General features: G+C 49.7%; 12 protein-coding genes. 3 read left to right on the top strand and 9 right to left on the bottom strand.

Annotation, left to right across the window (positions count from 1 at the left end; translation table 11 throughout):
• Nucleotides 1-67: 67 nt before the first annotated feature.
• Both RHOLA_RS00545 and RHOLA_RS07010 read left to right on the top strand, forming a co-directional pair.
• Nucleotides 68-1,180, top strand: a complete 1,113-nt coding sequence (locus tag RHOLA_RS00545; protein WP_038501630.1) for a hypothetical protein — start codon at nucleotides 68-70, stop codon at nucleotides 1,178-1,180.
• 94 nt (nucleotides 1,181-1,274) lie between these two features.
• A complete protein-coding gene (locus RHOLA_RS07010; protein ID WP_051636134.1) occupies nucleotides 1,275-1,964 on the top strand; it encodes a hypothetical protein in 690 nt (229 codons plus the stop codon).
• On the opposite strand, the gene RHOLA_RS07475 is transcribed toward RHOLA_RS07010, so the two are convergent.
• Nucleotides 1,961-4,021, bottom strand: coding sequence for a fibronectin type III domain-containing protein (locus RHOLA_RS07475; RefSeq protein ID WP_038501628.1), 2,061 nt, complete (start codon nucleotides 4,019-4,021; stop codon nucleotides 1,961-1,963). The genes RHOLA_RS07010 and RHOLA_RS07475 overlap by 4 nt on opposite strands.
• A gap of 77 nt (nucleotides 4,022-4,098) precedes the next feature.
• A complete protein-coding gene (locus tag RHOLA_RS00530) occupies nucleotides 4,099-4,392 on the bottom strand; it encodes a dienelactone hydrolase family protein (RefSeq protein WP_038501626.1) in 294 nt (97 codons plus the stop codon).
• On the opposite strand from RHOLA_RS00530, the gene RHOLA_RS07005 reads away from it, so the two are divergent.
• A complete protein-coding gene (locus RHOLA_RS07005; RefSeq protein ID WP_144239011.1) occupies nucleotides 4,374-5,051 on the top strand; it encodes a hypothetical protein in 678 nt (225 codons plus the stop codon). The genes RHOLA_RS00530 and RHOLA_RS07005 overlap by 19 nt on opposite strands.
• A gap of 2 nt (nucleotides 5,052-5,053) precedes the next feature.
• On the opposite strand, the gene RHOLA_RS00520 is transcribed toward RHOLA_RS07005, so the two are convergent.
• The 7 genes from RHOLA_RS00520 to RHOLA_RS00490 form a co-directional block, all read right to left on the bottom strand.
• Nucleotides 5,054-5,386, bottom strand: a complete 333-nt coding sequence (locus RHOLA_RS00520; protein ID WP_038501625.1) for a putative quinol monooxygenase — start codon at nucleotides 5,384-5,386, stop codon at nucleotides 5,054-5,056.
• Between the two features lies 1 nt (nucleotide 5,387).
• Nucleotides 5,388-6,401, bottom strand: a complete 1,014-nt coding sequence (locus RHOLA_RS00515) for a sugar phosphate isomerase/epimerase family protein (RefSeq protein WP_038501623.1) — start codon at nucleotides 6,399-6,401, stop codon at nucleotides 5,388-5,390.
• Between the two features lie 24 nt (nucleotides 6,402-6,425).
• A complete protein-coding gene (locus RHOLA_RS00510) occupies nucleotides 6,426-7,526 on the bottom strand; it encodes a Gfo/Idh/MocA family protein (RefSeq protein WP_038501621.1) in 1,101 nt (366 codons plus the stop codon).
• Between the two features lie 64 nt (nucleotides 7,527-7,590).
• Nucleotides 7,591-8,781, bottom strand: a complete 1,191-nt coding sequence (locus RHOLA_RS00505) for a levoglucosan dehydrogenase (protein WP_038501619.1) — start codon at nucleotides 8,779-8,781, stop codon at nucleotides 7,591-7,593.
• 129 nt (nucleotides 8,782-8,910) lie between these two features.
• Nucleotides 8,911-10,041 (bottom strand): hypothetical protein, encoded by a 1,131-nt coding sequence (locus RHOLA_RS00500; RefSeq protein ID WP_038501617.1) that lies wholly within the window; start codon nucleotides 10,039-10,041, stop codon nucleotides 8,911-8,913.
• 23 nt (nucleotides 10,042-10,064) lie between these two features.
• Nucleotides 10,065-11,039, bottom strand: a complete 975-nt coding sequence (locus tag RHOLA_RS00495) for an ABC transporter permease (RefSeq protein WP_038501615.1) — start codon at nucleotides 11,037-11,039, stop codon at nucleotides 10,065-10,067.
• Nucleotides 11,017-12,585: a sugar ABC transporter ATP-binding protein gene (locus RHOLA_RS00490; protein WP_051636132.1), complete on the bottom strand. Its 1,569-nt coding sequence runs from the start codon at nucleotides 12,583-12,585 to the stop codon at nucleotides 11,017-11,019. The genes RHOLA_RS00495 and RHOLA_RS00490 overlap by 23 nt, the downstream gene beginning before the upstream one ends.
• Between the last annotated feature and the right edge of the window lie 92 nt (nucleotides 12,586-12,677).

Raw genomic sequence — 12,677 nt, 5'->3', positions numbered from 1 at the left:
TTATTCAGCACCCACGTAGGCTGCATAGCCGATTTGCTACCATTTACTGAATAACTTAGGGGGAACCATGAAAAAGCTTTTTGCGCTACTTATCTCTGCAGGTATGACATTTATGGGGTTAGCGCCGGCTTCCGCCGCGAATGTATACGTTGGAGGGGAGATGCCTCCAAGTGGCATTCTCACCAAAGCTGGAAGTCCTTATGTAATCACTCAGCCCATCATCGTGCCCGCTGGGCAGACACTCATTATTGAGGCAGGCGTTTCAATTATTGCTGACCCAGTTGCCGTTTTGAGCGTTCGATATCTAGTCGAACTTAAGGGAAATCTAACAATTGCTGGAACTGCTTCTGAGCCTGTGCGAATCATCGGGCTACAGGGCAACACGGCACTTTATGACACTTACGAATATCCCGCAAACAACTTTCTAAATGTTCAAATAGACCACGCGATTATCGAAAATCTTCGTCTAGACATAAGTCGGTTTGGAAACTTCACTATCCGAGACTCAGATTTCTACCGAACAGGTCCGCTACAGATTAACGCCGTCGGCACAAGTACCTACGTGAGTGGAACCGCGATTCGAAATCCTGCAGTGGTGACTATTGAGAGAAATGCCTTGCACAACGTGTGCCCTATCTTTTCTAGCTACCAGAACGCTACGATCGTATTTAGTGACAATTACCTATATGCAAAAGGGTGCGCAATTAGCGACAGGTATTCACCCCGAGATAATGGTGTGACTATAAGGGTTTCTGGCAACACTTTCAACAAGCCAGCAAATACTGGCTTTCTATTCTCAGCCATGAATAAAAGCAACCCTTTACAGCTAAACCTTGCAGGTAATTATTGGAGCACAATCGATGAGCTTGAAATTGGTAGCAAAATTAACGACGGCAATGACGTACGTGGATTGGCTGTTATTGAATTCAAGCCTTACTTAACTGCGGCTAATCCTCTTGCGCCCAAAAGCACAATGAGGGAGATTAGTGAAAAACGGTCCCTGACTAAATTCAAGACGTGTGCGTCCCTCAACAAATACTTTGAGGCTGGCATTTCGAAATCCCAGAACTACCCAGCAGGTGCTAAAACTTTCAAGAAAATCCCGTTTATGCACGTTCCGGGTTTTACGGCAAACAAACATCTACTCAAGGGGAAAGCGTCTGTTATCTGCCCAAAGTGACCTTTAGGCAATTAACTCCTGAGTCTGATTCAAAACCAACCCGGTTCCATGTCCTAGTTGCCCAATACGCTGAAACTAGAACTTAGGGGGTCGCATGGACGCGAACGTAACATCGGTGTTGGTTGGAATCTTGGCTATTGCTGCGATCGTGCTGGCAGTGTGGCTGCAGAAGCGCAAGACAAGTCACACTCTGCACGACAACTGGCAGGCGCTGGTCACTGGGCTTGAGGGTTTGGTCAAGAAGCTTGAAGATGGTGTGCCGGCGGGGCTAGTGCAGACCATGCTCAAAAAGGGTGAGGTGGCCATTGACTCGGTGCCGGCTAAGTTGCTGGAGTATCGCAGCACTGGCAGTAGCTACCAGGGTGGTTCGCAAGGTGTGAGTATTCGTATTGCTAAGGGTTTGTCGTATCGGGTTGGTGCGAATCGTGGGCAGTTAGTTCGCAACCCCGATGCCCTGAGCGTGATCGACAGCGGCGATGCCACGTTTACCAATCAGCGCGTGGTGTTTGGTGGGCAGGCGCATACACGTGAATGGGCCTTCGACAAACTAGTTGATTTCAACGCGGGCGATAACGGCACTCAGGTAATGATTTCAGTTTCTAATCGGCAGAAAGTTTCCGGATTGAATGCCGAGAGTGTGTTTCATGTGCAGCCAGGTTTGCTGCTTGAGGTTGCGGTGGCTTACGCCAACGGCGGCAAGAAGGCAGCGCTAGAACTTGCGCGTGGGTATTTAGAGCAGTATCGGGCGTTGGAGCCAAAGCGCCCTGAGGTAAAAGTTAGTTAGTTAATAATTCTTAGCTCAACCTTGCGCGCTGCTGCGTAAGTTTGAGCACCCTTTAGGGCACCAAAGCCCGCGTAATAAATCCAGATGCCCGGTTTATTTGCCTTAAGGAATTTGGCTACCTGAAGTGCTCGGGCGGCAGCAAGTTTCTTTTCAAGGCTTGTGCCCATGTTTCGGCTGGCGGTGAAACCAGTGATTGCCACTCTTGAGCCAGGCTTGGTCACCTTTGCAAGCACCGAAAGTAAAGCGGCTTTTGCATCCGAAGTGAGCACTGCCGAGTCAGCTTGGAAGTAAACCGGATCAGCAACTTTTTTACCTTCAAGTACCGGAGCTTTTGACCCTGGCTTTACGGTGAAGAAAGGCTGCGGTAAATAAGTAGGTGTTGTGGCAACTGTCTGCGAAGCACCCACTGAGTTGACTGCAACTGCTTCAACGGTGAAGTTTCCAGGGGTAAGACTTACTGGAACCTCAATGACTGAAGTGCTTGCGGTTACCGGAATAGTCAAAACTTGAATCAGTTTTCCTTTTAGATCAAGTAGTCGAACCTGAACACTTGAGCCAACATTGACGCCAGCTTGTGAATCTAGTTTTACCTTCAGCAAGCTGCCACTCTTGCCCACTGCCTTGGTAATTGCAATCGATTCCACCTGAGCTGGTGGCGCCGTTGGACCGGGAACAGGTGCTGGGCCAGAGGAGCTTCCTTGTGATGCCGGCTGCACCGGGGTGCCAACCACTGCAGACGACGCCGTTCCATCTCCGGCTGAATTCACAGCGCGAAGCTTGCAGTTATAGGCGGTGCCATTGGTTAAGCCGGTCACCACGATCGGGCTTGTTCTGGTCACGGCGCTGGTCCACGTGGTGCCGTTATCGGTTGAGTATTTGTAATCCGTGATAGCTGCGCCACCGTCAGAATTCGGAGCTGTGAACGCGATTGAAAGTTGTGCATCACCAGCGGTTATTGCACTAATTGTTGGCGCAGCCGGCACGGTTATTGGTGTGACTGGCGTTGCCGAAACTGCCGTTGATGGGGTTCCGTCACCTGCTGAATTTACGGCAAGAAGCTTGATGTTGTAGGCGGTGCCATTGGTTAGTCCGGTGATAATAATTGGACTAGAAGTCGTTCCGGCGCTTACCCAAGTGCTTCCATTATTGGTTGAGTACTTGTAATCGGAGATTGATGCGCCACCGTTATTTGCCGGCGCGGTAAATGGAACCGAAAGCTGGGTATTGCCCCCAGTTATTGAACCTATGGTTGGCGCATCAGGCGCAACGACAGTTGCTGTCGTAACTACAGTTGTAATCTTTAGGTTTTGAATTGAACCCGTGGTGCCCCACGTGCTTGGTCCAAGCGGGTGTGTCATCAGCATAAAATCACCGTTGTTATAACTGCTTCGAGTGAATTTACGCTCAGACGCGCTTTCGCCTGTTCCACTAATTAACGAGCAAGTCCCTACAGCAACAGAAGTTGTTTTGAAGGAAGGTGTTTGCTTTACGCCGTCAATCCAAATTTCTTGAAGGCTGTTTGCGTTTGCTGGGTAAGGAAGCAATACGAACTTGTAAGTGTGAAAGCTTGAGTTATCTGGAAGAGCAACACCGAAAATGTCACTGTTGAAAGTGTTGAAGCCAATAAAGTTCGAGTGACGGTAGACGTTGTAGTAGGCATACCCCTGGCTGCCACCAAGGCCAAAAACCATTGAGCCTGAGTTTTGTGCTGCACACCCGGCATCGGTAAATTTCGCAGAAAACTCAACTGTGATTTTTGACATGTCAGTGGTTGTGCCCAGATTTCCAGTTAGGTAATTTCCGGTCGAGCCTGAGCTGGTGTTCGCAAAAGTTGCTCCAGTAGTTCCATTTAGCGACGGAGTGCCATGGACAGTAATGTCGGCCAACTTGCCTACTGCTGCGTTAGAGATAGTTGATCCGGATTGGGTGGCTGATGTGAAATCTACGTTAACCACTTCGGCTGTTACTTGAGCAGCAGATGCAGGTGAAAGAGGAATCATCCAAAGTGAAGAAATTGAGATTAAGGCGCATAGAGACTTTGCGATGTATTTCTTCACTATGCCCCCATTTAATTTCTAGTAAAATTTCGTTTAGCCTCAGTCTAACTCTACAAGCCCATTGAAGTCCTTTTGAATTAGTGCAGGTGCTCGCCAAAAAACTTCTCGATGCGAGACCATGCGTCCGCGGCGGCATTGGGGTTGGGTTTAGCACCGGTAATGCGAAGTAGGGTTCCAAACACTGGGCCACCTGCCTGGTACGGATTCATGAACGCGTGACCGGTATCTGGGTATTCCTTTATATCGTGCGCAATCTTCTTTTTAGTTAGCGCTAGCTCTAGCTCGGTTGCGGCACCGGTCAGCTGCTTGTCTTTGGCGCCAAGTACGCTGAAACTAGAACCTAGGGGGTCAGATGGACGAGAACGCAACATCGGTGTTGGTTGGCATATTGGCCATTGCTGCGATTGTGCTGGCGGTGTGGCTGCAGAAGCGCAAGACAAGTCACACTCTGCACGATAACTGGCAGGCGCTGGTTACTGGGCTTGAGGGTTTGGTCAAGAAGCTTGAAGACGGTGTGCCGGCGGGGCTAGTGCAGACAATGCTCAAAAAGGGTGAGGTGGCCATTGACTCGGTGCCGACTAAGTTGCTGGAGTATCGCAGCACGGGCAGTAGCTACCAGGGTGGATCGCAAGGTGTGAGTATTCACATTGCTAAGGGTTTGTCGTATCGGGTTGGTGCGAATCGTGGTCAGTTAGTTCGCAACCCCGATGCCCTGAGCGTGATCGACAGCGGCGATGCCACCTTTACCAATCAGCGCGTGGTGTTTGGTGGTCAGGCACAGACGCGCGAATGGGCGTTCGACAAGCTGGTGGATTTCAATTCGGGCGATAACGGAACGCAGGTAATGATTTCTGTTTCTAATCGGCAGAAGGTTTCTGGGCTCAATGCCGAGAGTGTGTTTCATGTACAGCCAGGTGTGCTGCTTGAGGTTGCGGTGGCTTATGCCAATGGTGGCAAGAAGGCGGCGCTTGAGGTTGCTCGTGGGTATTTGGAGCAGTATCGAGCTTTGGAGCCTAAGCGGCCTAACTAATCTCAGACGGCAGCAGCCGCCAAGGAACCCTTGCCACTAGTCCCAGTTGGCACGTTATACAGTTCGTAGACCTCTACTTCTTTCTGGAGTTTGCCTTCAACACCGGCCAAGATTTCTTTCACGGTTGGCTGCTCCATGTGATCAATCCAGTCCTGTCTGGTGGTCCAGGCCTCAATGTGAATGTAGCGCCCCTCAACGTCACGGTTCATTGAGTAAAACTCACAACCTGTTTCTTCGTGAACCAATGGCGTGACGCGATAGAGAACATCTCTGACGTCTTGCTCAAACTCTGGCTTTGGTGTGAAGATGGCTACCACTGTGCAGATATCGGTCATTTTAGGCTCCTGAGTTTTTCTTGAATGCCGCGTCAAAAGATTGAGCCGGAACATTCCACAGCAGTGACTTCACAAAACCAACTGCTTCTTTAGCACCGTGCAAGCGATCCATACCGGCGTCTTCCCACTCAACTGAAATTGGGCCATCGTAGCCAATCGAATTCAGTGCGCGGAATGATGACTCCCAATCAATCTGGCCACGACCTGTAGAAACAAAAGTCCAGCCTCTGTGAGGGTCATCCCAAGAAAGGTGAGAGCCTAGGCGGCCAACCCGGCCATCAAGCTTTCGCACAAAGGTGTCTTTGCAATCCACGTGGTAAATACGGTCAGCAAAATCAAGAATGAAATTCACCGGGTCAATGTCTTGCCAGTGCATGTGGCTTGGGTCCCAGTTCAAACCAAAGGCTGGGCGATTATCAATTGCTTGCAAAGTCTTCACGGTTGTGTAGTAGTCGTAGGCAATTTCAGACGGGTGTACCTCAAGTGCAAATCTCACGCCCTCTGCGTCAAACACATCCATGATTGGATTCCAGCGTTTGGCAAAGTCTTCGTACCCTGCCTCAATTACCTCAGCCGAAACTGGCGGAAACATGGCAACGTATTGCCAAATCGAAGAGCCCGTGAAACCCACCACTGTATCAACGCCAAGGTTGCGGGCGGCGATGGCGGTTTGCTTTAGTTCTTCGGCAGCGCGGGTTCGCACTCCCTCGGCTTCGCCATCAGCCCAGATCTTCGAGCTCAGGATGCCCTGGTGACGGAAGTCGATTGGGTTGTCGCAAACCGCCTGCCCAGTGAGGTGGTTAGAGATAGCGAATAGTTTCAGGTTGTGTCGCTCGAGAATTGCTAGACGTTCGGCAACATAGGCCGGGTCAGTGGCTGCGCGCTCCACATCTAAGTGTTCACCGCTGCATGCGATTTCGAGCCCGTCATATCCCCACTCGCTCGCGAGCTTAGCAACTTCTTCGAGGTTCAGGTCGGCCCACTGGCCGGTGAAAAGCGTTACTGGGCGTGTCATTATTTCTCCTAAGTTGGGCCAAATTTACAAGCTTGCCTTGGCACTTGCTAGGGTTGCCACTTCGACCCATTGCCTTGAATCCGAAGATTGCAAAACTGCCTCGGTTATTTGGGCAGCTCTGAGTCCGTCTTCAAAAGTTGGCAATCCATCAACTGATTCGCCAGCAAATGATCGGTAGCAGTCTTTCATAAATGCGTTAAAGGCATCTTGATATCCTTGTGGGTGACCAGCAGGCAGATATGCGAGGTTTTGAGCCGCCACAGAATTCATCGAGTTGGATCCGACCTCTATGATGATTTCAGTTTGCGAATTGGATGCACTGAATCTTCCAGGTCGCTCTTGGTTCCATTGATACGACTCAAATTCTCCGTCAAATGAAAACTTAAGTTCATTCTTTCGGCCGTGTGATATCTGACTTGCAAGTAAAGTTCCAAACGCTCCTCTATCGGTTTCAAACAGTATCGATGCAGCATCCTCGGTTGACCCTCGCTCAGGGTGAATTGTCGCGAGAGATGAAACGAGCTTGGTAATACGATGGCCTGTCACAAACTCCATAAGATCACACCAGTGCACCCCAATGTCGGCAAAAGTGCGCGATTCTCCGCCAACTTGCCTGTCAATGCGCCAGTTAGTGGAACTCGGTTTGGCCAGCCAGTCCTGGAGATATGCACCGTGAAGCAGGTGGAGTTCGCCATTGTCACCCCGAGATATCCGGTCGCGGATTTCCTGAACGGCCGGGTAGTACCGATACACAAACGGCACTCCAGTTGGAATCGACGTGGCAACAGAGAGGTCAAACAAACTTTGTGCATCTGCAAAAGTTGTTGCCAATGGCTTCTCGCAAATTACGGGTTTGCCGTAATTTATAACCTGTTCCGTTTGGGTCTTGTGTAAGAAATTAGGGGTGCAGACATGAACTACGTCCACTAATTCCGATTCGATGAGGCTTCGATTGTCTAATGCGATGTGCTCTATCCCTAGTCGTCGAGCGGCCTCAGCTGATTTTTCAGGTGACGAACTCGAAATCATAACGACCTCGTGCCCTGCTGCACGTATAGCTCGCGAGTGCACTTCTGCCATGAATCCACCGCCTAGAATTCCGGCGCGCATGGTTGCTTTTTTCATTTGAACATCAACATCTCTTAGCTCAGAACTTCGGCTACTTGAATTCTGAAAATAGTCATCGAAACTAGGCAACCTTTCCGGTCTCACGATTCAACTGAGGAACCTTAACCCACTGTCCCGTTGCTGCAGATTCCAGAATGGCGTTGTCGACTAGAGCTACCTGGTATCCGTCACCGAAGTCTGGGCGAACTGGCTCACCACCCGCGATGGCCTGGAATAGGTCATGGGCTTCAATAATCTTGGTTTCGCCGTAACCAATTCCAAGTGCCGGAATCGGCCAAAGGTTTGCACCATTGGGGTGATTCGGACCCGTGTAAACCGTGCGGAAGCCACGACGATCATCTCCGTCATTTTTAAAGCACACTTGTAGTTCGTCTCTGTTTTCGTAGTTGAAGGCGATAGACCCTTCGGAGCCATGGATTTCAAGAGTGATGAAATTGTTTCGGCCCCAAGCGTTTCGGGTTGCCTCGACAGAGCCAATAGCTCCACTCGCAAATTTGACTAACGAAAGAACCTCATCCTCGACATCAACCGGTCCCTTCGGACCGTTGTCATTTTTAGTGTTTCCTAGTGAATCAGCGCCACCCTGCTGAAGTGGGCGCTCGGTAATAATGTTTGCTGTAAGGCTGCTCACTTCGGTAATTTCACCGGCTAGATAGCGAGCCATGTCTAGAACGTGAGTCAGAATGTCGCCCACAGCGCCAGATCCGGCAACTGCCTTTTTGAAACGCCAAGAAAGTGGTGAGTTTGGGTCTGCTGACCAGTCCTGTAGGTAGGTTGCGCGAACGTTTAGAATTCGACCAATTGCCCCTTCTTCAATGAAACGTTTTGCCAGGGCAACGGCTGGGGTCCGTCGGTAGTTGAAGGCCACCATGTGAACCCGGTCAGTTGCTCTGGCAGCTTCGTACATCCTGGCTGCTTCTTCAACAGTTCGAGCAATCGGCTTTTCGCAGATAACGTGCTTCCCTGCCTCAAGTGCCGCGATGGCAATTTCGGCGTGCAGATTGTTGGGGGTAGCAATGTCTACTAGATCAATTTCCGGATCTTCAATGATTGAACGCCAGTCACTCGTTGACTTAGAAAAGCCGAAACGCGCAGCAGCATCCGCTGCAAGCCCAGCTGTAGCTTCGGCAATCGTGTGTTTCACTGGCACCAGTTCGGTTGGCCAAAAAAACATTGGCACAGCCGAATAGGCGAGTGAATGTGCTTTGCCCATAAAACCGCCACCTATTAAGCCGACGTGGATTTTCTTCATTGTTTTTCCTTTTCCTCAAAGCAGTTGAATCTAGATAGGCTTGACGCCTACCCGTTAATGATGGATGGGTGAACCTGCGGAGCTGCCGGTGGTCATGAAATGTTCACCGGCAGCTCCACAAGGCGATGTCTAGCGTTTCGCTATTGCTGCGTTGGCTTCGGCGTTAGCTTTGGCCATCTTGTCGGTCATTGCTGTGTAGAAGTTATCTTGCGGATCTTTCATCCCCCAACCGCGGCCGAGATTTTCTATGAAGCCACACCAGTGCCAACCAATGATCCAAGGTTCGCTCATGATTCGTGAAAGCCCGTAGGCGTAATCTTGCCCGCGTTCGTCATGAGTAGACATGTCGCTTGTGCGATGCGGGTTCATTTCGGTTGGAACCCAGTTGCCAATGTCGGCAATAAGCACCGGCTTTCCTGTAATTTCGTGCCAACCTCGAAGATCTGAAATCATGGTCTCGTATTCCTCGGCAGACTTTCCTGTGAAGTATTGGACCGACAAAACGTCCACGTGGTCAACCATTGCTTGGAGCACAACTTCAGGGATTCCTTTATTACCGTTGTATCGGTCACCGAGAATCAGGTGGTTTGGGTCGTAACGCCGTATGGCTTCGGTGATTATTTTGTAGTAGGTCTTGGCGACATCAAATAACTTTTCGTCATGCTCAGCTTTAGACAACCCCTCGAAGCCTGGCCAAAAACGTCCAGCTGCGTGAGGAATCCAGCCTGGGATATCCACCAGGAAATAGCCAATCAAATTTGTACTGTTCTTGTGATCCGAAGTCATTCTTCTGGCTATCCAATCCGCATATTTAGCAAAGTCTTCGCTATAGACGTCGCGATAGGCCGGATGACCATTCCAGTCTTCAATTTCCTGTACTCGTATTTGAACAACGTAAGGCATATTTGCCTCCAGCAGGTCTTGGTCGGGCCAAGGGTAAGAGTGTCCAAGGTCTACCGGATCTCCAAACCAGTCGAGAGCCTCGCCCCAACCACCACTGATGTACTGACAGGTCCAGCCAATTGTGTTGAAGTTTAATGAGGTCAGGTCTTGAACCACGGCCCTTTCCCAGTTTTGGCGAGAGCCATATTTTGCATCCCAAACTTCAACGTTGTGTGGATACCTGAGGTCGGAATCATCAATGTGGTTTACTCCGAGCGAAACAAAAGGCTTACCCTCTGGATCGATAAAACTCCAATTTCCATTTTTTGTTTGACCCACGCTAAAGAATCGACGTGAAGTAGTTGTTGAATTTGACATTTTTCCTCTCATTTCTTCTCTTGTTATTTCTTTTTGCCTAGTGAAACAGCGGCGATGATTATGATTCCTTTGATAATTTCCTGGAATGACGAGCTCACTCCGAGTAACACAAGCCCGTTGTTCATGACGCCGATGATTAGTGATCCGGCCAGCGCGCCAACTATTGTTCCGCGGCCACCAAAAAGACTCACCCCTCCTAGAATCACCGCTGCGATTACGTCCAGTTCGAGCCCTGCGGCAAGGTCTGGGCGGGCTGCTCGAGCAATAGCAGTGAATTGCAACGAAGCAAGCCCCGCCAACGCACCCACAATCATGAAGGAAGCTATTATCGTGCGATGGGTGTTGATTCCCGTAAAACGAGCAGCTTGAGGATTTCCACCTGTAGCAAAGACTCGCAGGCCGAAGGTAGTTTTGTGCAAGACAATAAATCCAGCAATTACGATTACAAGAGTCCAGATCACAGCAATTGGGATGCCAAGAAACGAACTGTCTCCGAATAGTTGAAAATATGCAGGATTTGAAATTAATACCGGCTTAGTGTCGGTAATAATCAGTGCTATCCCCCTAGCAATCCCTAGAGTTCCCAGTGTCACTAGAAAACTGGGGACGCCAAGTTTCACTGTGACCCAGCCGTTGATAAATCCAATGACAACACCCACAGCAATTGCGGCAAGAGCGCCTAGCAGCCAAAAGTTATTTACGTACTGCATCACCAGGGCCGACGTCATTCCAGAAAGTGCAAACACACTGCCGACGGATAAATCAATCTGAGCGTTGATTATCACGAACGTCATGCCAACAGCAATTATTGAGACTGCCGTAGTTTGCCTGCCTATGTTGAACAGGTTTTGGGCCGTTAGAAAGTATGGCGATGCTAGGGAAAAGAAGATGATCAGTGCTGTTAGGGCAAGGTAAACAAAGTAACCTCGGAAAAAATCAGGAGCTGATTTTACGCCTGAAGGGAAAAGCCTAAATTTAGTTGATTTTTTGCTGTTCATGGCCAGAAGTCACCCTTTCGCTTAATTTTGAGTAGATGTAGTGTTCCGTCACGCGCTCAGTAACCGACTCAGGAGCGCTAATTGAACTGGATGTCATGAAATAAATCTCGTCGCACAACTGCTGAAGCTCTACAAAGTCGGAGGAAACAACTAGCACTCCGACGCCTTCATCTGCGAAACGACGGATAACCCTATAAATCTCCTTGCGTGAACCAACATCAACGCCCTGTGTCGGCTCATCCAGCAACAAAACTTTGACACTTGGTTGCATCCATTTCGCAAATACCACTTTTTGCTGATTGCCCCCCGACAATGACTGCACGGCACTTAAGGGCGACGCGGCCTTTATTTGAAGGGTTTTCATCAGATTGCCGACTAATTCTTGGGCAGATTGGGTGTTCAAAAATGGTCCTCGACTCAGAGCCTTAGCGTGTGCCAGCTGAAGATTCCTGCTGATTGAGTGTTCCAGGCAAATTCCAGACCCATGCCGATCCTCCGGAACAAGTGCCACTCCAGCTCGAACCGCTTCCGAGACATTTTTGAATGAAGTGAGTTTGCCATCGATTTTGATTTCTCCGCCGGTTCTGCTTCTGATGCCCGAGACTGTCTCAAGCAGCTCAGTTCGTCCAGTGCCCGTAAGACCAGCCACCCCGATAATTTGGCCAGAATTTACGCGTAATGAAATATTCGAGAATTTGTCACTTGAAAGATTTGATATTTCCAGACGGGGTTTTGATTGAATTGATCCGCGCTTCGCACTTGCAACCGTTTCCTTATCGTCGTTTGAAACTTCCCCGGCAGGATAAGCCGTGCCTGTGATTACCTCAACGAGCGACGCCATGTCAATTTCGGAAATCTTTGCGGTGAGCACCTTTTTCCCATCGCGCAAGACTGTGACTCGATTTGCAATCTCAAACACCTCGCCAAGTCGGTGAGTGACGTATATGATTCCAACTCCCGTTTTCTGAATGTCTCGAATGCTTTTAAAAAGTAATATCTGGTCATCAGTCGTCAGAGTCGACGTGGGCTCGTCAAGCACTAGAACGCTTGCGCTTCTGTGTATCGCTTTTGCGATTTCAACAAGCTGGCGTGATGCGACAGACAGGTTTTCTACAAGTTCGTCAGGGCTCAGGTTCAACCCAAGTCGCTCAGTGAGTTGTCTGGAGATCCGATTCATTTCGCGAGTTTGAACCAGGCCAAGACTGTTACGAAGTTCGTTTCCTAGGAAAATGTTCTGAGCGACAGAAAGTGAAGGTATGAGGCTTAGCTCCTGAAACACAGTAGCGACATCTTTTGAGTTTCGTGAGCGCCCAGATACTTCAATAGTTCCTTCGTCTTGGGGTTGGACTCCGTCGAGCATTTTAATAAGCGTCGATTTACCGGAACCATTCGGTCCTAGTAGGGCGTGCACCTCTCCGGGCTTTAGCTCGAAATCGACATCCTTGACGGCGTAAATTCCGTTAAAAGCTTTGCTTACACGAGTGGCTCGCATGAGGCTGTCTACTTCCTCGTGGGCCCCACTCTGAGGAGTTTTTGTCTTAGTCATCTGAAACTTTCCTACTTGTGAACTGTTTGCTGTTCGAAAGGCCTAGGTGAGGATAAGGGCTCCCTGGGCCGCAAAATGTACGGCCCAGGGAA

Origin of the sequence: Rhodoluna lacicola, assembly GCF_000699505.1 — a bacterium.
GTDB lineage: Bacteria > Actinomycetota > Actinomycetes > Actinomycetales > Microbacteriaceae > Rhodoluna > Rhodoluna lacicola.
This window is presented reverse-complemented; position numbering and strand designations above follow the sequence as displayed.